Here is a 21350-nt window from a genome sequence, read left to right on the forward strand (position 1 = left end):
CTCGTAACACAGAATTAACAGCCGATGCCTACGCTGCGCTCATGGACCGCCAGAAGGAATTCGTGCTGCGCACCCTGGAGGAACGCGATATCCGGTTCGTTCGGTTGTGGTTCACCGACGTCCTCGGCTACCTCAAGTCGGTAGCGATCGCGCCCGCCGAACTCGAAGGCGCCTTCGAGGAGGGCATCGGTTTCGACGGATCGTCGATCGAAGGCTTCGCCCGCGTCTCGGAATCGGACACCGTGGCGCGGCCCGACCCGTCCACGTTCCAGGTGCTGCCCTGGACCACCAGCGCCGGCAAGCACTACTCGGCGCGCATGTTCTGCGACATCACCATGCCCGACGGCTCACCGTCGTGGGCGGACTCCCGGCATGTGCTGCGACGGCAGTTGGCCAAGGCCAGCGACCTGGGCTTCACCTGCTACGTGCACCCCGAAATCGAGTTCTTCCTGCTGCAGCCCGGCCCCGACGACGGCTCGGTGCCCGTGCCGGCCGACAACAGCGGCTATTTCGACCAGGCCGTGCATGATTCGGCCCCGAACTTCCGCAGGCACGCCATCGAAGCCCTGGAGCAGATGGGCATCTCGGTGGAGTTCAGCCACCACGAGGGCGCTCCCGGCCAGCAGGAGATCGACCTGCGCTACGCCGACGCCCTGTCGATGGCCGACAACGTGATGACCTTCCGCTATCTGGTCAAGGAAGTCGCCCTGGCCGACGGCGTCCGCGCCTCGTTCATGCCCAAGCCGTTCGCCGAGCACCCGGGCTCGGCCATGCACACCCATATGAGCCTGTTCGAGGGCGACACCAACGCCTTCCACAGCCCCGACGACCCGCTGCAGCTGTCGGACGTGGCCAAGTCGTTCATCGCCGGCATCCTGGAGCACGCCAGCGAGATCAGTGCTGTCACGAACCAGTGGGTGAACTCCTACAAGCGCCTGGTGCACGGCGGCGAGGCACCCACTGCGGCCTCCTGGGGCGCGGCCAACCGCTCGGCGCTGGTGCGGGTTCCGATGTACACCCCGCGCAAGGCATCGTCGCGGCGCGTCGAGGTCCGCAGCCCGGATTCGGCATGCAACCCGTACCTGACCTTCGCGGTGCTGCTGGCCGCCGGTCTGCGCGGCGTGGAGAAGGGTTACGTGCTGGGCCCGCAGGCCGAGGACAACGTCTGGAGCCTGACGCCCGAGGAGCGGCGTGCCATGGGTTACCGCGAGCTGCCGTCCAGCCTGGGCAACGCGCTGGAGGCGATGGAGAACTCCGAACTCGTCGCGGAAGCGTTGGGGGAGCACGTATTCGACTACTTCCTGCGCAACAAGCGCGCGGAGTGGGAGAACTACCGCAGCCACGTCACACCCTACGAGCTGAAGAACTACCTGTCGCTCTAGAGTCGGCGGCGCTGCTTGAGGTTCGTGCGCTACCGTCGTGAACGTGCCCAAGCCTGCAACCGATCGCCCGAAACTGCCCAGCGTCGGTCGGCTCGGTCTGGTGCATCCGCAGGCGTCGGCCCACCTGGAGCAGCTCGGCTGGGGCACCGAGGCCCACGTCGAGCTGTTGTGGTCGTTGTCGCGCGCACCGGACCCCGACATCGCGCTGCTGACCATGGTGCGGCTGGCCGATGCGCTCGGCGCCGGCGCCGACGAACTCAACCGCCAACTGCTGACCGACCGCGCCCTGCGGGGCCGGCTGTTCGGCGTGCTGGGATCCTCCCTGGCCCTGGGCGATCACCTGGTCGCCCATCCGGAGTCGTGGCGGTTGCTGTCCGGCAACGTCGGCCTCCCCGATGCCGACGAGCTCCGCGGTACCTTCACCGCCGCCGCCCGCGGCGCCGAGATCGACAGGGGCGCAAGCAGTGCCGTGCCCGGGCTGCGCGATCTCTACCGCGACCGGCTGCTGGTCCTGGGCGCCCTCGACGTTGCCTCCACCGTCGAGAACGAGCCGGTGCTGCCCTTCGTCGAGGTGGCCGCCCACCTCTCCGACCTGGCCGACGCCGCGCTGGGCGCGGCACTGACCGTCGCCACGCGGGTGGTGTGCGAGGACGGGGTCGAGCCCCGGCTGGCCGTCATCGCCATGGGCAAATGCGGTGCGCGCGAACTGAATTACGTCAGCGACGTCGACGTCATCTTCGTGGGGGAGCCCGTCGCGGACGGGGGCAGCGACGACAACCTGGCCACCGCAACCCGCATCGCCGGCGAGATGATGCAGTTCGCCGGTGATGCCTTCTTCGAGGTGGACGCCGCGCTGCGGCCGGAAGGCAAACGGGGCCAACTGGTCCGGACCCTGGAATCGCACATCGCCTACTACCAGCGCTGGGCGAAAACCTGGGAATTCCAGGCACTCCTGAAGGCGCGCCCGGCGGCGGGCGATGCCAAGCTCGGACAGGCTTATGTCGACGCCCTGATGCCCATGGTGTGGACCGCCTGTGAGCGTGAGGATTTCGTCCCCGAGGTCCAGGCCATGCGTCGCCGGGTCGAGGAACTCGTCCCGGCCGGGGTGCGGGCCCGCGAGCTCAAGCTGGGCACCGGCGGCCTGCGCGATGTCGAATTCGCCGTCCAGCTCCTGCAATTGGTGCACGGACGCAACGACGACTCGCTGCATGTGGCGTCCACGGTCGATGCGCTGGCGGCCCTGGGGGAGGGCGGCTACATCGGGCGCGACGACACCGCCAACATGACCGCCTCCTACGAGTTCCTGCGGCTGCTCGAACACCGGCTCCAGCTGCAGCGGCTCAAGCGCACCCACATGCTGCCCGACGACAGCGACGACGAGGCCTACCGTTGGCTGGCCCGGGCCGCGCACGTTCGGCCCGACGGCCGTCACGACGCGGCGGGCGTGCTGCGCGAGGAACTCAAACGGCAGAGCATGCGGGTGTCGCGGCTGCACGCCAAGCTGTTCTATCAGCCGCTCCTGGAATCGGTGGGCCAGCCGGCGGTCGGTATCGGCGCCGGGATGAGCACCGAGGCGGCCGAACGTCAGCTCAAGGCGCTGGGTTACGAGGGGCCGCAGAGCGCCCTGACCCACCTCGCCGCGCTCACCGGGCACGGCGGACGCCGCGGCACCGTCCAGCAGGTGCTCCTGCCGACACTGCTGGACTGGTTGTCGGACACCCCCGATCCCGACGCAGGCCTGCTGGCCTACCGCCGGATCAGCGAGGAGCTCGCCGAGCAGCGCTGGTACCTGTCGACCCTGCGGGACGAGGGCGCGGTGGCCAAGCGGTTGATGCGCATCCTCGGTACCTCGGCCTACATCCCCGAACTGCTGATGCGGGCCCCCGAGGTGATCCAGCTGTACGCCGACGGCCCCAGCGGACCCAAACTGCTCGACGGTGATCCCGACAGCGTGGCCCGTGCCCTGGTGGCCTCCGCCGGACGGCACCCGGACCCGGTGCGCGGCATCGCCGCCGCGCGCACGCTGCGCCGTCGGGAACTGGCCCGCATCGCCTCGGCCGACGTGCTGGGCCTGCTCGACGTCACCGACGTCTGCAAGGCGCTCACCTCGGTCTGGGTCGCGGTGCTGCAGGCCGCACTGGACGCGGTGATCCGGGCCAACACGCCCGAATCCGGTGTGCCCGCGCGCATCGCGGTCATCGGCATGGGCCGCCTCGGCGGTGGCGAACTGGGATACGGCTCCGACGCCGACGTCATGTTCGTCTGTGAACCCGTCTCCGGCGTCGAGGATTCGGTGGCGGTGCGCTGGTCGGTGAGCGTCGCCGAACAGGTCAGGGCCCTGCTGGGGACACCGAGTGCGGACCCGCCCCTGGAGGTCGACACCGGGCTGCGCCCCGAGGGGCGCAACGGGCCGCTGGTGCGCACGCTGGCCTCCTATGAGGCCTACTACGCACAGTGGGCCCAGCCGTGGGAGATCCAGGCCCTGTTGCGGGCCCACCGGGTGGCCGGCGATCTGGAGCTCGGCGAACGCTTCCTGCTCATGGCAGACCAGACCCGTTATCCGGCCGGCGGGGTGTCGGCCGAGGCCGTCCAGGAGATCCGCCGCATCAAGGCCCGTGTGGACGCCGAACGCCTACCGCGCGGGGCAGATCCCAACACCCACACCAAGCTGGGCCGTGGCGGGCTGGCGGACATCGAGTGGACCGTGCAGCTGCTGCAACTGCGTTACGCGCACAACGTGCCTGCGCTGCACAACACCTCGACCCTGCAGGCTCTCGACGCGATCGGCGCGGCCGAACTCGTGGCCGAGGCCGACGTCGAGTTGTTGCGCGACGCGTGGCTGACGGCCACCCGTGCCCGCAACGCCCTGGTGCTGGTGCGCGGCAAGCCCACCGATCAGCTGCCCGGACCCGGTCGCCAGCTCAATGCGGTCGCCCTGGCGGCCGGCTGGGGCAGCGACGACGGCGGGGAGTTCCTGGACAACTACCTGCGGGTGACGCGGCGGGCGAAGGGTGTGGTCCGCAAGATTTTCGGCGGCTGAGCCGCCCCGCGTGCAGGACGTCGCAGTGGGTGATGTTAATAAGGGCGTATAACCAATTCACTGGGAGTCCGGATGCAGCACACGTTCGACGTCATCACCGCGGCCGAGCACGATCGGCTCGAAGCACTCTATGAGCCGTTCGCCCGGGCAATGCGCGAACTCGTGGACGCCGGCGTGCGTACTCAGGTGGACCCACAGACCATCGCCGAGGCAACCTCGGCCGTCGAGGCCGTCACCGCCTCGCTGCGCCGCGAACAGCGCGACGGGCCGCACGCCATGCTGCACGCCGAGACGAACCGGCCGGTGGTGTGGGCGAATCCGGTCGTCGGATTGCGCAACGCGCTGGCCCCGCCATTGGTGATCGAGCACTCCGAGGACGGCAGCTGCTGGAGTGAATTCGTGCTGGGCGCCGCCTATGAGGGGCCGCTGGGCTGGGTGCACGGCGGCATCTGCGCGTTGGTGCTCGACCACATCCTGGGCGAGGTGGCCAGTGGGGGACTGAACGAGCCGCGCTACACCGGGACCATCACCTGCCGGTACCGCCGCGGCACGCCGCTGGGACCGTTGCGCGCCGAGGCCTACATCGACCGGACCGAAGGCGTCAAAACCTTTGCGCGGGGCCATATCAGCGACGCCGACGGGATCACCGTCGAAGCCGAGGGCGTCTTCATCACGCCGGCGTGGGCGCGGGACGCCGGATGAAGATCTACGTGAGCATGGCCTTCATGGACACCCGCGAGGCCGTCGAAGTAGCCAGGGCGGCAGACGATCTCGGCTACGACGGGATGGGAATCCCGGACCACGTGGTGAACCTGGAGACACTGCGGACGCCGTATCCCTACACCAAGGACGGCAAGCGACGCTGGGAGGCATTCACCGACTGGCCGGACCCGTGGGTGATGATCGGGGCGCTGGCGCTGGTCACCACCCGGCTGAAATTCGTCACCACGGTGTACCTGCCCGCAATGCGTGACCCGTACTCGGCTGCGAAAGCCATTGGCACCGCTGCCTATCTGGCCGAAGGGCGGCTGGAACTCGGCATCGGCGTGGGCTGGTGCGAGGAGGAGTTCGACCTGCTGGGGCAGCAGTTCGCGCGACGCGGCAAGCGCACCGACGAGATGCTCGCCCTGATGAAGAAGCTGTGGGAGCCCGGCTGGACCGAGTTCTCCGGCGAGTTCTACACCGCGCCGCGCCTGGAGATGGAGCCCACGCCGCCGCCCATCCCGATCTACGTCGGCGGTCTGTCCGATATCGCGTTGCGCCGGGCGGCGCGGCACGACGGCTGGATCGGCGACCTGATCTCCACCGAGGCCGCCCTGCAGCGCGTCGACCGGCTACGCGACCTGCGCGCCGAAAACGGTTTGACGATGGACGATTTCACGATCATCACGCCGCTGACCGATGCCTTCACCCCCGAGCACTACGCCCGCGCGGAGGCCGGAGGGATCCAGGGCATCATCACCATGCCCTGGATGTTCTACTCCGGCCCCGGCGCCACGCTGGCCGAGAAGATCGACGGACTCAAGCGGTTCCGCAAGGACCTCGCGCTGGACTAAACCTTGCCCCTGCTGCGCACCGCGTCCAACGCGTAAGCGCCACCGCCGATCGCGGCCAGCAGCAGGAAACCGAAGCAGAACAGCACCGCCGGCTCGCCACCGTTCTCGATGGGCAGCAACCCCTTGGGCTGATGCTGCGTGAAGTACGCGAACGCCATCTGACCCGAGGCGATGAACGCGGCGATGCGGGTGAACAGCCCCACCATGATGAGCAGGCCGAGCACCAGCTCCAGAACGCCGGCGTACCAGTACGGCCAGGTACCCACCGGCACTGCGCCGCTTCCCGAATCGACCGGCCAGGCGAAGAGTTTCGACGCTCCATGGATGGTGAACAGGAAGCCGAACACAACACGGAACAAACTGATGACGGCCGGCGACAGTGTGCCGAGCCGGGTGTCCAGATTGGTCGTCATGGGCAGAGAATACGCCCAGACGACCAAGAACTCACAGCTCGAGCAACACCGTTACCGGTCCGTCATTGACCAGTTCCACCTGCATATCCGCACCGAAAACCCCCGTTTGCACAACGGCGCCCAATTGTCTGAGCGCATCGGCAAACTCGGCCACCAGCGGCTCGGCGACCGGACCGGGCGCCGCCGCGTTCCACGACGGCCGCCTGCCCTTGTCGGTGTTGGCGTACAACGTGAACTGACTGATCACCAGGATGGGCGCGGCGACGTCGGACGCGGATTTCTCGCCGTCGAGAATCCGCAACTGCCAGAGCTTCTCGGCCATCCGGCGGGCCTTGGCGGCGTCGTCGTCATGGGTTGCGCCGACCAGGGCGAGCAGCCCCTGCGGGTTCGGCTCGATGGCACCGACGATTTCGCCGTCGACCGCAACGCTCGCCGATGTCACCCGCTGCACCAGAACACGCATCGGTCCATTGTGCTTTCGGCGCCGAGCCGGCCGCCGGTCGGGTGCCTACCCGAGGGCGGATCTGCCGTAGTTGTCCGCGTAGGCGTTCGCCACCCCCGGGAGGATCTCGACGATGGTGAAATAGCGGTCCCACAGTGGTGTTTCACGGAGCTCCTCGATCGCGAGCTCATACTCGTGCGGATCGGCGGCCTCCCACAGCAAGACGTCGGTGACCCTGGCGGTGTAGAACTCCGTGTCGTACCAACGAAAACTCACGGCGGGGTGCCGATCGAGTATCGGTTGCAGGTGCCGCGCCAGCTCATCGAAGCGTTTGGCCACGGGGAAGCCGAGCCATTCCGGATTGGTCTTGACCAGCATGAAAACCGTGAACATGGTGAACCTCGTTCTCTCACTTGTGAATACGACTGGAGAGAAACGAAAAGGCCAACGAATCTCTCCGTTGACCTGTGAGGTTGTCAGCACCGCAAGCGGTTGAGCTCGCGTTAGTTAGGTTAGCCTAAGACTGTGGCCCCCGGCAAGGCCGGGGGCCACAATCCGAGCCATACGTCGACTCAGACGACTTAGACGTCGTAGTACAGGCTGAACTCGTACGGGTGAGGCCGGATCTGGATCGGCATGATCTCGTTCTCCCGCTTGTAGGAGATCCAGGTCTCGATCAGATCCTCGGTGAACACGCCACCCTCGGTGAGGTACTCGTGGTCCTCTTCGAGGCGGTCGATCACCGCGGCCAGCGAGGTCGGGGCCTGCGGGATGTTGGCGGCCTCGTCCGGCGGCAGCTCGTAGAGGTCCTTGTCGACCGGGGCCAGCGGCTCGATCTTCTTCTTGATGCCGTCGATACCGGCCATCAGCATTGCCGAGAAGGCCAGGTACGGGTTACCCGAGCTGTCCGGGCAGCGGAACTCGAGGCGCTTGGCCTTCGGGTTGTTGCCGGTGATCGGGATACGGACGCAAGCCGAACGGTTGCGCTGGCTGTACACCAGGTTGATCGGGGCCTCGTAGCCCGGCACCAGACGCTTGTAGGAGTTCACCGTCGGGTTGGTGAAGGCCAGCAGCGACGGGGCGTGGTGCAGGATGCCGCCGATGTAGTGGCGCGCCATGTCGGACAGGCCCGCGTAGCCGGACTCGTCGTGGAACAGCGGCTTGCCGTCCTTCCACAGCGACTGGTGGGCGTGCATGCCCGAGCCGTTGTCGCCGAACAGCGGCTTCGGCATGAACGTGACGGTCTTGCCGTTCGCCCATGCGGTGTTCTTGATGATGTATTTGAACAGCAGCACGTCATCGGCCGCGGCCAGCAGCGTGTTGAACTTGTAGTTGATCTCGGCCTGGCCGGCGGTGCCCACCTCGTGGTGGCCGCGCTCCAGGGTGAAGCCCGCGTTGATCAGGTTGGTCGACATCTCGTCGCGCAGGTCGACGTAGTGGTCGTACGGCGCCACCGGGAAGTAGCCACCCTTGGGGCGGACCTTGTAGCCACGGTTGGCCGAGCCGTCGGCCTCGAAGGGCTCGCCGGTGTTCCACCAGCCGGACTCGGAGTCGACCTCGTAGAAGGTGCCGTTGATCTTCGAGTCGAAGCTCACCGAGTCGAAGATGTAGAACTCGGCCTCGGCGCCGAAGTAACAGGTGTCGGCGATACCGGTGCTGGCAAGGTAGTTCTCCGCCTTGCGGGCCACGTTGCGCGGGTCGCGGGAGTACGCCTCACGGGTGAACGGGTCGTGCACGAAGAAGTTCAGGTTCAGCGTCTTGGCGGCGCGGAACGGGTCGATGCGCGCGGTGTCGGGGTCCGGCAGCAGCATCATGTCGGATTCGTGGATCGACTGGAAGCCGCGGACCGACGAGCCGTCGAACGCGAGGCCGTCCTCGAAGACGCTCTGGTCGAACGCCGACGCCGGGATCGAGAAGTGCTGGACGACGCCGGGCAGATCGCAGAAGCGAATGTCGACGTACTCGACGTTCTCGTCCTTGATCAGCTTGAAGATGTCGTCGGACGTCTTTTCTGCCACTGAGTGTTCTCCTTTACTGGTAACCCGCGGGTTGACGCTAAGGACACGATGTTGCGCAGTCGTCAACCATATGTTGCGCGCAAGTTACGCGATCACCGTTCTTTGTGACGTGAGCTACTGACCGTCACTCGATCGGTCCCGCCTATTCTGGCCCTATGGCGCGCACGATGGGAACTTGGCTGTCCGGACCCGGACCTTTCGACGCCGGCGACGGCGAGGACGCCCAGGACGGCCGGGGTAAATACCCTGGTGAGCGCCTCGGCTTGCCCGAGTCGGGGTCCGGCTCGCTGGCCCGGATGGGCCGCCGGCTCGGTGCGCTCCTGATCGATTGGCTGGTCGCCTACGGGCTGGCCGGTCTGGTGATGGCCCTTGGTCTGATCTCGTTGCCCATGCTGTCCACGGCCGTGCTGGTGATCTGGATGGTGCTGGGCACGGTCGCGGTGCGGTTGTTCTCGTTCACACCGGGGCAGCTGGCCGTAGGCCTGGCCGTGGTGCCGGCCGACGGGCGGGACCGGATCGGCATCGTGCGGGCGTTCCTGCGGGTGGTGCTGATCGCATTGGTGATCCCGCCGCTGGTCTCCGACAGCGATCTGCGGGGTCTGCACGACCGGCTGACGTTCACCGCCGTGGTGCGCCGCTAGGCGCGTTCAGTCGAACCGCGTGCGTAACGCCAGGGCGAAAAAACAGTCGTCAGATCGCCGTGGCGTTACGAACGAGGGGTCGGCAGCTGAGATCAGCGCCGGCGCACGGTGCGCTGCACCCCGCGCATCTTCGCGCCGGCGGGCATCGGGCCCTTGGGCATACCGGCGGGGCCGGTCTTGGTGCCCAGTGCGGCGAGCCGCGATTCGATCGAATCCATCTGCTTGACGGTGATGTTGGCCGGCAGCTTGTTCAGGTGGCGCTCCAGCTTGGACAGCGGCACCTCGCCCTCGCCGTTGCCGACCACGATGTCGTAGATCGGAACCTCGCCGACCAGGCGGGCGGTGCGCTTCTTCTCCTGGGCCAGCAGCGGCTTGACCCGGTTGGCCGAACCCTCGCCAACAAAGATCACGCCGGGCCGGCCGATCACGCGGTGCACTGCGTCGAAGTGACCGGTCGCCGCCACGCCGGGGGTGACGCGCCACTTGCCGCGGAGGTTGTCCAGCGCCCAGGCCGCGGCACCGGTCTGGCCTTCGGCCTTGAGGTACACCGACTTCTGGGCCCGCCGGCCGAAGATGATGAAGGCGACGAGCGCACCCAGCACCACACCCAGCGGGATGAGCGTGTACATGGTGAACCCGCCGATGAGCACCCCGGCGACCACGGCGGCAGCGACGATCAGCACGAACGCGCCGATCATGTACGGCAGCAGACGCTTGTCCTCTTTGCGCTGGATCTGGAATGCCTGCCACAGCTGACTGCGCCGCTGCTTGGAGGCCGCCTTGCGGGCAGCCTTCGCCTCGGCCTTTGCCGCCTTGGTTTCTGCGGCATTGCGCGTTTTCGCCATTACATCAGGATACGGGGGGCTGATCTGCGAACCGAACCCGTGCGGCCTGCGCATAGAGCCTGCCCGCCCGGTAGGACGACCGCACCAGTGGTCCGGCCAGCACGCCGGCGAATCCGAGGCCCTCGGCATAGCTCGACAGCTCGACGAACTCATCGGGGTGTACCCAGCGCTCCACTGGATGGTGCCGGGGCGACGGCCGCAGGTACTGGGTGATGGTGACGATGTCGCAGCCCGCATCGTGCAGGTCCCGCAGGGCGGTCTGCACCTCGTCGATGGTCTCGCCCATCCCGAGGATCAGGTTCGACTTGGTGACCAGGCCGAAGTTGCGGGCGGCGGTGATCACCGCCAGGCTGCGGTCGTACCGGAAGGCCGGACGGATCCGCTTGAAGATGCGCGGTACCGTTTCGACGTTGTGCGCGAACACTTCTGGGCGCGACTCGAACACTTCGGCCAACTGGTCCGGGTTGCCGTTGAAGTCCGGCGCCAACAACTCGACACCGGTGTTCGGATTCAGCGCATGGATCTGACGGACCGTCTCGGCGTACAGCCAGGCTCCGCCGTCGGGCAGGTCATCACGGGCCACCCCGGTCACCGTCGAGTACTTCAGCCCCATCGCCTGCACACTCTCGGCGACCCGGCGCGGTTCGTCGCGGTCCAGTTCGGCCGGCTTGCCGGTGTCGATCTGGCAGAAATCACACCGGCGGGTGCACTGCTCGCCGCCGATCAGGAACGTGGCTTCCCGGTCCTCCCAGCATTCGAAGATGTTGGGGCAACCGGCCTCCTCGCACACCGTGTGCAGACCCTCACGGCGCACCAGGCCTTTGAGCGCGGTGTACTCCGGACCCATCTTGGCCCGGGTCTTGATCCACGGTGGCTTGCGTTCGATGGGGGTCTGCGCATTCCGGACTTCCAGACGCAACAGCTTCCGACCTTCAGGAACCACAGTCACCGCTTCATCCTACTTTCAGAGCTACTTCCAGCCGTCCGTCCAGCGCGTCGCTCACGGCGGTGGCGACCCGGTCGGTGACGTCCCCGACGGTGACGCGGCGGCCCAGTTCGGCCGTGAGTGACGTCACCCCGGCGTCGGCGATTCCGCACGGCACGATCGACGAGTACGCGGACAGGTCACAATCACAGTTCAGCGCGAATCCGTGCAGCGTCGTCGCCCGGGACACCCGGATGCCGATCGCCCCGACCTTGCGCGCCGGCCGCAACCCGTCGCCTGGTACCCACACCCCGGAGCGTCCCTCGACCCGCTCGGTCTCCAGGCCGAGATCCGCGCACACGCTGATGAGTGCTTGCTCAAGGCGCCGAACGAAATTCACCACATCCAACGGCTCGGCCAGCCCGATGATCGGATAGCCCACCAGCTGCCCGGGGCCGTGCCAGGTGATCTTGCCGCCCCGGTCGGTGTCGACGACGGGGGTGCCGTCCAGCGGACGTTCATGCGGCTCGGTCCGCTTGCCCGCGGTGTAGACGGCCGGGTGTTCCAGCAGCAACAGGGTGTCGGGCCCACCGGCCACCCGGGCGTCGGCGATCTCGCGCTGCAGCTCCCAGGCGGCTTCGTAATCGAGTGTGCCCAGGCGCCGCACCTCAAGGGGAGCGGCGGCCGAGCGGATGGATGTCACAGCGTCGACGGTACGCCCCGGCTGCGCGGAGTCCGGGCTCACAGGTCTTTGGGCGCGGTGGCGTAGGCCAGCGCCTCACCGATGGTCTTGTGGTGAAAGACGAAGCCGGCACGTTCCAGTGCGGCAGGGATGGCACGCTGACCCACGAGCAGCGCTTCGTCGGCGAACTCGCCCAGCAGTGTGCGCAGCGCGAACCCCGGAACCATCGCCGGGGTGGGCCGGTTGAGGGCCCGGCCCAGGGCGGCGGTGAACTCGGCGTTGGTCACCGGAGCCGGACCGGTGAGATTGACCGGACCCGAAAGGCTTTCGTTCTCCATCGCGAACAGCACCGCGCGGATCTCGTCCTCCAGGCTGATCCACGGGATGTACTGCCTGCCGTTGCCCAACCGGGCCCCCAGGCCCAGCGAGAACAACGGCTTGAGCCGGTTCACCATGCCCCCCGACGGGGCCATCACAAGCCCGGTGCGCAACAGCGCCACCCGGGACCCGGCTGCGATGGCGGGCGCGGTGGCCGCTTCCCAGTCCGCGCACAGCCCCGCCAGAAAACCGTGGCCCTGTGGCGCCGACTCCTCGGTCACCCGGTCCCTGGTGTCGCCGTAGTAGCCGACTGCGCTCGCGTTGATCAGCACCGGCACCCCGGCGTCGGCCACGGCGCCGGCGAGCACCTCGGTGGGGCCGATCCGGCTGTCGCGCAGACTCTGCTTGAAGGCGCCGGACCAACGTTTGTCGCCGACGCCGACGCCGCAGAGATTCACTACCGCGTCCACGCCGTGCAGTGCGCCGGCGTCGAACTCCCCGGTGTCGGGGTTCCAGAACAGCTCGTCGCCGTTCGATGGTGCCCTGCGTACGATCCGGAGCACCCGGCGATCGGCGGCGCGCAGCGTTGACACCAGCGCCGAGCCGATCAGACCGGATGATCCCGCTATCGCGATGACGGCATCCGCCACAGTGGGGAGCCCCTCCTAACGGCCCTTACAGCCCGAGGTCGGCCTCGAACGCGCCTTCTTCGAGCCTGCGCTTGATGGTGGTCACGAACCGGCCGGCGTCGGCGCCGTCGATCAGTCGGTGGTCGTAGGTCAGCGGCAGGTAGCAGACCGAGCGCACGCCGATCGATTCATTGCCGTAGTCGTCGGAGATGACCCGCGGCCGCTTGACGATCGCCCCGGTACCCAGCATCGCCGCCTGCGGCGGCACCAGGATCGGGGTGTCGAACAGCGCCCCCTGGCTGCCGATGTTGGTGATGGTGAACGTGCCACCGGACAACTCGTCGGGCTTGAGGTTGCCCGACCGGGCCCGCGCCGCGATATCGGAGATGGCCCGCGCCAACCCGCCCAACGACAGATCGCCGGCGTTGTGGATCACGGGGGAGAGCAGACCCTGGTCGGTATCGACCGCGAAGCCGAGGTGCTCGGCGTCGTAGTAGGTGATCTCCTTGGTGTCCTCGTTGTAGCTGGCGTTGATGTTCGGGTGGATCTTCAACGCATCGATGACGGCACGGGCGATGAACGGCAGGTAGGTGAGGTTGACACCCTCGCGCTCGGCGAAGTCGGACTTCGCCCGGGCCCGCAACGCCACGATCTTGGTCATGTCGACCTCGTGGGTCTGGGTCAGCTGCGCGGTCGCCTGCAGCGATTCGCGTGTCTTCTTCGCGGTGATCTGGCGAATCCGGTTGGCCTTCTGCGTGGTTCCGCGCAGGTGGGCCAGGGCCGGAGCCGGCGCCGCCGAGGCAGCGGGGGCGGCGGCCTTGGGGGCCGCAGAGGCGGCCGGTGCCGGTGCCGGAGGTGCCTTCTTGGCCTCGGCCGCGGCGAGCACATCCTGTTTGCGGATGCGACCGCCGACGCCGGTGCCCTTGACCTCCGCGAGGTCAACGCCGTTCTCGGCAGCCAGCTTTCGCACCAGCGGGGTGACGTAGGGCGAACCGTCGCCGGCCGCGGCGGTCTCCGCCGCGGGTGCCCTCCGGGGCCGGTGCCGCCGCGGGAGCCTCGCCCGCGTCGCCGATGACCGCGAGCTCGCCACCGATCTCGACGGTGTCGTCCTCCTGGGCGACGATCTTCGTCAGCACACCCGCGGCGGGCGACGGGATCTCGGTGTCGACCTTGTCCGTGGACACCTCCAGCAGCGGCTCGTCGAGTTCGACGGTGTCGCCCTCCTGTTTAAGCCAGCGGGTGACGGTCCCCTCGGTGACGCTCTCACCTAGCGCGGGCATCTGGACGGAGATGGCCATGTGTATTGACTCCTCGGACGGTCACTTGTGACGACTCGAACTCTGGCTTACCACAGCTAGGTGCACTGGGTACGGCACCTAGGTGGATTGTCGGAACCATCCTGTCACTGCAGCACCATTCGCACGCACTCAGGGTTGCTCCGGGCTCTGGCACTATCGAGTGAGGGTTTGCAGGGCAGTTCGCTGAACTTCCCCAGAGCTGAGGAGACCGTTCCGTTGGGGTTGTTCGATGCGTTTCGCCGGGGCCGCTCGGCGCGCGGATCCGGCGGCGATGCGCTCGAGGATCTGCGGTATCTGCAGCGCTGGGTGGCCGAGCACGTCGGCGTCGAGGCCTTCGTGGAGCCCCGCACCACCGTCACCGACGTGACCGTCGTGTTGGTAGCTGCCGACGGGGAATGGACCCGGCGCCGCGCCGGCGGTGAGGCCGGGGCACGCCGGCTCAGCGACCGGCTGCAGATTCCGGTGTACGACGTCCAGAAGGTGGGATATCCGCAACGGATGCGGGACTTCGATGCGCGCCGGCGCATCGAACGGGAGCGCGCCGTGCGGCGCGAGCTGGACGACCGCTAGAGTCGGGGGCAACCGATACCTCCGGTATTGGATACTGTTCGTTACAGGTACCTCGTGGAGGGGTGGACTATGCAGCGCTTCGTCGTCAGCTCGGACGGAACCCGCATCGCGGTTTACGAACAAGGGGACCGGCAGCGTCCCACGCTGGTGATGGCGCACGGCTGGCCGGACTCGCACGTGTTGTGGAACGGCGTCACCGGCGAGCTGGGGGACCGCTTCCACATCGTGCGGTACGACAACCGCGGCGCCGGCGCCTCGGACGTTCCCAAGCCCGTCGCCGCCTACCGCATGGACCGGTTCGCCGACGACCTGTCCGCGGTGATCGAGGCTGTCAGCCCCGGGCGCCCCGTCCACGTGCTGGCCCACGACTGGGGCTCGGTGGGTGTGTGGGAGTACCTGAGCCGGCCGGAGGCCGCCGAGCGGGTGGCGTCCTTCACGTCGGTATCCGGACCCAGCACCGATCACTACGGCTCCTTCGTGCGCGGCCGGCTGGCCCGCCCCTACCGGCCCATCCGGTTCGCCAAGGCGGTGAACCTCGCCTCGCGGTTCAGCTACTGGATCCCGTTCTCGGTTCCCGTCATCGCGCCCGCGCTGATGCGCCGTGGGGCCGCACGCCGGCTGCAGGCCATCGACACCGCGGGCCCCAAATTCCAGTCCGAGACGCTCGACATCGATGCTGCGAACGGGCTGAAGATCTACCGCGCCAACGCGATTCGCTCTTTCACCACGCTGCGCAGTGACCACTACGTGACCGTGCCGGTGCAGCTGATCTGCAACGACCACGATCCCGTGGTGCGTGGGCACGGCTACGACGAAGCGTCCAAATGGGTGCCGCTGCTGTGGCGCCGCGACCTCAAGGCCGGGCACTGGGCCCCGTTCTCGCACTGGCGGGCGATCGCCAACGCGACGGCCGAGTTGATCGATCACATCGAGGGCGCCCCGGCATCGCGGGCGCTGCGGCGGGCACAGGTCGGCCGATCGCGCGAATATTTCGGCGACACACTGGTTTCGGTGACCGGCGCGGGCAGTGGCATCGGCCGCGCCACCGCGCTGGCATTCGCAGCCCAAGGCGCTGAAGTCGTCGTCAGCGACATCGATGAGGCCAGCGCCAAATCCACCGCCAACGAGATCGCCGCGCGTGGCGGGGTGGCACATGCCTACGGGCTCGACGTTTCCGACGCCGAGGCGGTCGAGAGCTTCGTCGAGGACGTGTGCAGCACGCACGGCGTACCCGACGTCGTGGTCAACAACGCCGGAATCGGCCACGGCGGCAAGTTCCTCGACACCCCGCCCGAGCAGTACGACCGCGTGCTCGACGTGAACTTCGGGGGAGTCGTCAACTGCTGCAGGTCATTTGCCCGGCGTCTGGTCGACCGCGGCACCGGCGGCCACATCGTCAACGTGGCCTCGATGGCCGCCTATTCGCCTTCGGCGTCGATGAACGCCTACTCCACCAGCAAGGCCGCGGTCTTCATGTTCTCCGACTGCCTGCGCGCCGAATTGAGCTCGGCGGGGGTCGGTTTGACCACGATCTGCCCGGGCGTGATCGACACGAACATCATCGACACCACTCGCTTCGACGTACCCACCGAGAAGCAGGGCGAGGTCGAGCAGCTGCGCGCCCAGACCAAGAAGGTCTTCGCCGCCCGACGCTACGGCCCGGACAAGGTGGCCAAGGCGATCGTCGATGCCGTCCGCACGGGCAAGGCTGTCCGCCCGGTCACGCCGGAGGCCTATGCGGCCTACGGGGCGTCGCGCCTGGTGCCCTCGGCGTTGCGCCGGGCGGCGCGTTCGGGCTCCTTCTAGCCGCTACTGCGGATGCGACGCGAGGTACTCGCGGACCGGTATCGGTGCCGCAGCGGCGTAACCGATGGGCAGCAGCACATCACCCGCGGTTGAGACGTAGTAGACATCCCAGCGGTAGAACGCGTCGAACGCCGCCGGATCGGCGGCCAGCGCGGCGGCATAGTCACTGACCGCCCGCACGTACTCGTCGGCGTTGTTGTACCGGAACAGGGCAAGGTCGGGGTCGTTGGCAAAACCGTTGGCGGCCAGGTAATAACCGGCCGCCATGATGCTGTCCCGGGGTGAGTGGATGTCGCCGCCCCTGCCGTAGGCGGCAAACGTCGACGGCATGAACTGCATCGGGCCCTGGGCACCGGCCGTGCTGTCGCCCCTCACGCTGCCGAAGTGCGTCTCGATCAGATTGATCGCGGCGAGGTAGTTCCAGCCCACGCCGGAGGCGGCCTCGGCATCGCGGTAGGCGGCCAGCAGCACCTCGGCCGGGACCGGCGGGTTGATGTGCCATGCGGGCAGGGTGTCTTTGGGACGGGACAGCGCGGCCACCTGCCGTCGCGCATCGACGTTGAGGTCGTAGAACGCGACGAGCTCGGGTGGGATGCGGGGCCGGATGATCGCGTCCCACTCGGGATGACGGCCGATCGCACGATAGGCCACCTGCTGGCGGCGGGCCGCCTGCGTGCGCGCGGCATCCGGTGTCGACCGGTCGCGCAGTGCCCGCTCGTCGGCGACGAGATCCTCGGCCAGCCGGCCAGGGTCGGGGGCCAGGCGCGGTTGCGCGCCGGCCGGGGTGGCCGTCGCGGTGTTCGGGTGCGTCGGCGAGGCCGTCACACTCGGTGAAGCCGGCGGCGGGTCCGATGATTCCGAGCAGGCGACGAGCCCGGTGCCCAACGTGAAGCAGATCGCGAGATCGTGCAGGAATCTCGCCGACTTCTTCACGTTGGGCGGGAACATGATCAGCCGTTCACGGCTATGTCCTCCAGGACCGCGAACATCGTGCGCGTCGGCACACCCGTGCCGCCCTTGGGGGTGTAACCCCATGGGCCGCCGGTGTTGTAGGCCGGGGCGGCGATGTCGATGTGGGTCCACTCGACCCCGTCGGCGACGAACTCGCGCAGGTAGGTGCCCGCCACGAGCATCCCGGCATAGCGGGACCCGCTGACATTGGCCAGATCGGCCACCGTCGACTTCAGATCGTCCTTGAGCTCCTCGGGAAGCGGCATGGCCCAAGCGTTTTCACCGACCTCCTGCGACAGCGTCGCCACCCGGTCGCGGAACTCGTCGCTGCCCATCACTCCTGGGGTGCGCGCGCCGAGCGCAACCGTCTGCGCACCCGTCAGCGTCGAGGTCTCGATCAGGTAGTCGGGCTCGTCCTCGCAGGCGCGCACGATCGCGTCGGCCAGGATCAACCGGCCCTCGGCATCGGTGTTCAGCACCTCGACGGTGATGCCGCCGTACTGGGTCAGCACGTCACCCGGCCGCTGCGCCGTCGACGACGGCATGTTCTCGGCCATCGGCACCGTCGCGATCACGTCGATCGGCAGCTTCTGCTTGGCGGCCAGCACCACGGTCGCGATGACCGCGGCCGCGCCACCCATGTCCGAGGTCATGTGGTGCATGTTGGCGGCCGGCTTGATCGAGATGCCGCCGGTGTCGAACGTGATGCCCTTGCCGACCAGGGCGACGGTCTTGGCCTTCTTTCCGCCGCCGCGGTGGATCAGGCGCACCAGGCGCGGCGGACGCGAGGAGCCCTTGCCGACCCCCACGATGCCGCCGTAGCCGGCCTTGGTCAGGGCCTTGTCGTCGAGCACCTCCACCTGCAGCCCGGCCGCCTCACCCAAAGCCTTTGCCCGCTTGGCGAATTCGTCGGGGAACAGGTGGCTGGGCGGGGTGTTCACAAAGTCCCGAGCGGTCGCGACCGCCGAAGCGATGTCCACCGCGCGCTGGGCCTGTGCCTTGGAGGCGGCCTTTGTGTCGGCGGTCAGCGCGGTGATCGCGGTCAGGCCGGCATCTTTGGGCGCGGTCTTGGCGCTGCGGAAGTCGCTGAAGCGGTAGGCACCCAGGATCAGGCCCTCGACGGCGGCTTCCAGATCGATGTCGGACAACGTGGTGATGACCTTCTCGGTGCCGTTCAGTGACCGCGCGGCGGTACCGGCCGCCCGGCGGATCACGTCGGCCGGCCACTCGTCGCGCGGCTTGCCCAGGCCGACGGCCAGCACGCTGGCAACCGGCAGTGACGGAGCTACCACCCTGGTGACCTGGTCGGTGCCACCCTTGGCGCCGAGTGCCTCGAGCGCGACCTCGATCTCGCCGACCGCCTCGGCGTCGAGGAACGGGTTGCCGACGACAGCGGCGGTTGCGTCGTCACCGTCCCCGCTGACGACGGGAACGATCAGCACGGCGTCGCTCTTGCGTTTGGGGAGCGAGGCGCTGACGGTGACGGTAGGGGCCTGGTAACCGGGATTTGCGGGACTCACCCCGCCCACCCTAGTCAGACGGCGGGGGGCTCACCGGGTATGTGGTTGCCGGGTCGCGCAGCTCTTCGACGATCCGCCAGGGCGGCAGGTCCATCGGATACGCGGTGACCGGCGCGGCGAAACCCTTCAGCGTCAGAGAGCGAGCCGCGGCGAACGCCCGGCCCGCGAGCAGCTCGGACAGCGGCTCGGAAACCAGGATCTGGCTGGGGTCGGCGGCGGCGACCAGACGGGCCGCCCGGTTCACCGCATTGCCGAAGTAGTCGCCGCCGATGGCCAGCACCTCGCCGAAATCGAGTCCGGCACGGACCTGCAGATTGGTCTCGGCGGCCCGGGGGTGGGTCACCAGATCGACCGCGACCTGCAGCAGCTCCTCGGGTTCGGAGCCGACCCACATGATGGCGTCCCCGATGAACTTCACCACGCGGCAGCCGGCGGCGTGCACGATCTCGGTGCTGGTGGCGCTGAACTCATTGAGCAGTGCCGACAGTTCGGTGCTGCTCAGCATCTGGGTGAGCGCGGTGAACCCCGACAGATCGGCAAAACCGATGCCGCACACCACGTTCGATGAGCCGTCGCGGACCACATGTTCGAAGTAGCTGCGCGCGCTCATCACGTGGTGGCGGTGCACGGCATCGATCATCGAGCCGATCCGCGGGATGAAGCCGGCCGCGGCTCGGTATGCCTTGGCCGTGGTGAGCTCGTCGTGGGAGACGTTGAGCTGGATGTCGGGCGTGCTGGCCCGGCTCATCGACGACAGCGCTTCGGCCAGCCGAGCCATCCCCGAACCGATCACGCGCAGCAGGCCGGTGGCCTCGACATCACCGACCACCACCCGCAGCTCCGCCCAGGTGCGCAAGGTCTCCACATCCGCCCGGCTGAGGGTCTTCACATCGCAGCCGGCCACCGTCAGGCCCAGCGCGGCCCATGCCCGCTGAACATCTTCCAGCGGAACACCGATTTCGGCGGCCACGTCGGCCAGACAGTATTCCGGCGGGCCCGACCACTGCAGGACATCTCCGGCCAGTCCGAACAACCGGCCGCGGGACTCCGCTTCGATCATCTGCTCAGCGGTGAAACCGAGCCCGTCGAGGTACTCGATGAGCGGCGCGCGCTGCCGCGCATCGGGGATCCCGCCGGCGGCCAGTGCATCGAAATCGACCACGAGACCAGTGTGCAGTTCGATGGTGCGGTCAGGAGTGCGGTTTAGGGTGAACTCGTGAGTGACGACCTGCTGCACGGACCGCTGGAAGACCGCCATCGCGAACTGGGGGCCAGTTTCGCCGAATTCGGTGGCTGGCTGATGCCGGTGTCCTATGCCGGGACCGTCTCCGAGCACAACGCCACCCGCGACACCGTCGGCCTCTTCGACGTCAGCCACCTCGGAAAGGCACTCGTCAAAGGTCCGGGCGCGGCTGCCTACGTCAACTCGGCCCTCACCAACGACCTGAACCGGATCGGCCCGGGCAAGGCCCAGTACACGCTGTGCTGCACCGAGTCGGGCGGAGTCATCGATGACCTGATCGCCTACTACGTCTCAGACGACGAGATCTTCCTGGTGCCCAACGCCGCCAACACCGCGGCCGTGGTCGCCGAACTGCAGAAGAATGCCCCCGACGGGCTGACCATCACCGACGAGCACCGCTCATACGCGGTTCTTGCGGTGCAGGGCCCGAAATCGGCCGACGTGCTCGGCGCGCTGGGCCTGCCCACCGACATGGACTACATGGGTTACGCGGACGCCGAGTACGACGGCGTGTTCGTCCGGGTGTGCCGCACCGGCTACACCGGCGAGCACGGCTACGAGCTGCTGCCGGCCTGGAACCGCGCCGGTGTGGTGTTCGACGCCCTGGTGGCGGCCGTACGTGAGGCCGGCGGGGAACCCGCGGGTCTGGGCGCCCGCGACACCCTGCGCACCGAGATGGGCTACCCGCTGCACGGCCACGAGTTGTCGCTGGACATCTCGCCCCTGCAGGCCCGCTGCGGCTGGGCCATCGGGTGGAAGAAGGACGCGTTCTGGGGACGTGACGCGCTGCTGGCCGAGAAGGAGGCCGGCCCGGCCCGGGTGCTGCGCGGCCTCAAAGCCGTCGGCCGCGGCGTGCTGCGCGCCGACCTGGCGGTGCTCGACGGGGAAACCCGGGTCGGCACCACGACGTCCGGCACGTTCTCGCCGTCGCTGAAAGTCGGTATCGCACTGGCCCTCATCGACACCGCCGCCGATGTCGCCGACGGGCAGCGGGTGAACGTGGACGTGCGTGGCCGCACCGTCGAATGTGAAGTGGTCAAGCCACCCTTCGTGGCCCCGAAAACACGCTAG

General features: G+C 68.0%; 19 protein-coding genes and 1 pseudogene. 8 read left to right on the forward strand and 12 right to left on the reverse strand.

The features are described from left to right. Positions 1–41: 41 nt before the first annotated feature. The 4 genes from glnA (BN2156_RS02880) (at position 42) to BN2156_RS02895 (ending at position 5978) form a co-directional block, all read left to right on the forward strand. The gene (gene glnA, locus BN2156_RS02880) at positions 42–1382 is read left to right on the forward strand and encodes a type I glutamate--ammonia ligase (RefSeq protein WP_090510024.1); all 1341 of its coding nucleotides are present in this window, start codon (positions 42–44) and stop codon (positions 1380–1382) included. Between the two features lie 37 nt (positions 1383–1419). Continuing rightward, positions 1420–4422, forward strand: a complete 3003-nt coding sequence (locus tag BN2156_RS02885) for a bifunctional [glutamine synthetase] adenylyltransferase/[glutamine synthetase]-adenylyl-L-tyrosine phosphorylase (RefSeq protein ID WP_090510027.1) — start codon at positions 1420–1422, stop codon at positions 4420–4422. Between the two features lie 72 nt (positions 4423–4494). Continuing rightward, positions 4495–5124, forward strand: coding sequence for a PaaI family thioesterase (locus BN2156_RS02890; RefSeq protein ID WP_090510029.1), 630 nt, complete (start codon positions 4495–4497; stop codon positions 5122–5124). Next, a complete protein-coding gene (locus tag BN2156_RS02895) occupies positions 5121–5978 on the forward strand; it encodes a TIGR03619 family F420-dependent LLM class oxidoreductase (protein WP_090515389.1) in 858 nt (285 codons plus the stop codon). The genes BN2156_RS02890 and BN2156_RS02895 overlap by 4 nt, the downstream gene beginning before the upstream one ends. Here the strand turns inward: BN2156_RS02895 and BN2156_RS02900 are convergent. From BN2156_RS02900 to glnA (BN2156_RS02915), 4 genes are all read right to left on the reverse strand, one after another. Beyond that, complete coding sequence (locus tag BN2156_RS02900; protein WP_090510032.1) at positions 5975–6391, reverse strand: DoxX family protein; 417 nt, start codon at positions 6389–6391, stop codon at positions 5975–5977. The genes BN2156_RS02895 and BN2156_RS02900 overlap by 4 nt on opposite strands. A gap of 31 nt (positions 6392–6422) precedes the next feature. Further along, a complete protein-coding gene (gene dtd / locus BN2156_RS02905; RefSeq protein WP_090510034.1) occupies positions 6423–6854 on the reverse strand; it encodes a D-aminoacyl-tRNA deacylase in 432 nt (143 codons plus the stop codon). A gap of 45 nt (positions 6855–6899) precedes the next feature. Then, positions 6900–7226 (reverse strand): darcynin family protein, encoded by a 327-nt coding sequence (locus BN2156_RS02910; protein WP_090510037.1) that lies wholly within the window; start codon positions 7224–7226, stop codon positions 6900–6902. A 188-nt stretch (positions 7227–7414) separates the two neighbouring features. Next, on the reverse strand, positions 7415–8851 hold the full coding sequence (gene glnA / locus BN2156_RS02915) for a type I glutamate--ammonia ligase (protein ID WP_090510040.1): 1437 nt from the start codon (positions 8849–8851) through the stop codon (positions 7415–7417). 155 nt (positions 8852–9006) lie between these two features. On the opposite strand from glnA (BN2156_RS02915), the gene BN2156_RS02920 reads away from it, so the two are divergent. Further along, on the forward strand, positions 9007–9492 hold the full coding sequence (locus tag BN2156_RS02920) for an RDD family protein (protein ID WP_162839205.1): 486 nt from the start codon (positions 9007–9009) through the stop codon (positions 9490–9492). A gap of 92 nt (positions 9493–9584) precedes the next feature. On the opposite strand, the gene BN2156_RS02925 is transcribed toward BN2156_RS02920, so the two are convergent. The 5 genes and pseudogenes from BN2156_RS02925 to sucB all read right to left on the reverse strand — a co-directional run. After that, positions 9585–10337, reverse strand: coding sequence for a DUF4191 domain-containing protein (locus BN2156_RS02925; protein ID WP_090510042.1), 753 nt, complete (start codon positions 10335–10337; stop codon positions 9585–9587). Positions 10338–10341: 4 nt separating this feature from the next. After that, positions 10342–11286 (reverse strand): lipoyl synthase, encoded by a 945-nt coding sequence (gene lipA / locus BN2156_RS02930; RefSeq protein ID WP_090510045.1) that lies wholly within the window; start codon positions 11284–11286, stop codon positions 10342–10344. A 4-nt stretch (positions 11287–11290) separates the two neighbouring features. Continuing rightward, positions 11291–11965 (reverse strand): lipoyl(octanoyl) transferase LipB, encoded by a 675-nt coding sequence (gene lipB / locus BN2156_RS02935; protein ID WP_090510048.1) that lies wholly within the window; start codon positions 11963–11965, stop codon positions 11291–11293. 38 nt (positions 11966–12003) lie between these two features. Next, entirely contained in the window at positions 12004–12912 is a 909-nt protein-coding gene (locus tag BN2156_RS02940; protein ID WP_090510050.1) for a TIGR01777 family oxidoreductase, read from the reverse strand. A 25-nt stretch (positions 12913–12937) separates the two neighbouring features. Further along, a pseudogene (gene sucB, locus BN2156_RS02945) lies at positions 12938–14177 on the reverse strand (2-oxoglutarate dehydrogenase, E2 component, dihydrolipoamide succinyltransferase); the annotation flags it as partial. Between the two features lie 228 nt (positions 14178–14405). Here sucB and BN2156_RS02950 point away from each other — a divergent pair. Continuing rightward, positions 14406–14759, forward strand: a complete 354-nt coding sequence (locus tag BN2156_RS02950; RefSeq protein WP_090510053.1) for an oxidoreductase — start codon at positions 14406–14408, stop codon at positions 14757–14759. 69 nt (positions 14760–14828) lie between these two features. Continuing rightward, positions 14829–16565, forward strand: a complete 1737-nt coding sequence (locus BN2156_RS02955; protein ID WP_090510055.1) for an SDR family oxidoreductase — start codon at positions 14829–14831, stop codon at positions 16563–16565. Between the two features lie 3 nt (positions 16566–16568). Here BN2156_RS02955 and BN2156_RS02960 read toward each other — a convergent pair whose 3' ends face one another. The 3 genes from BN2156_RS02960 to BN2156_RS02970 are packed head-to-tail and all read right to left on the reverse strand — an operon-like array spanning position 16569 to position 20198. Further along, positions 16569–17513 (reverse strand): lytic transglycosylase domain-containing protein, encoded by a 945-nt coding sequence (locus BN2156_RS02960; RefSeq protein ID WP_090510058.1) that lies wholly within the window; start codon positions 17511–17513, stop codon positions 16569–16571. Between the two features lie 2 nt (positions 17514–17515). After that, entirely contained in the window at positions 17516–19045 is a 1530-nt protein-coding gene (locus BN2156_RS02965; protein ID WP_090510060.1) for a leucyl aminopeptidase, read from the reverse strand. Position 19046: 1 nt separating this feature from the next. Beyond that, positions 19047–20198 (reverse strand): adenylate/guanylate cyclase domain-containing protein, encoded by a 1152-nt coding sequence (locus BN2156_RS02970; RefSeq protein WP_235625192.1) that lies wholly within the window; start codon positions 20196–20198, stop codon positions 19047–19049. A 54-nt stretch (positions 20199–20252) separates the two neighbouring features. On the opposite strand from BN2156_RS02970, the gene gcvT reads away from it, so the two are divergent. Beyond that, positions 20253–21350 (forward strand): glycine cleavage system aminomethyltransferase GcvT, encoded by a 1098-nt coding sequence (gene gcvT / locus BN2156_RS02975; RefSeq protein ID WP_090510066.1) that lies wholly within the window; start codon positions 20253–20255, stop codon positions 21348–21350.

Origin of the sequence: Mycolicibacterium neworleansense (assembly GCF_001245615.1) — a bacterium.
Taxonomy (GTDB): Bacteria; Actinomycetota; Actinomycetes; order Mycobacteriales; family Mycobacteriaceae; genus Mycobacterium; species Mycobacterium neworleansense.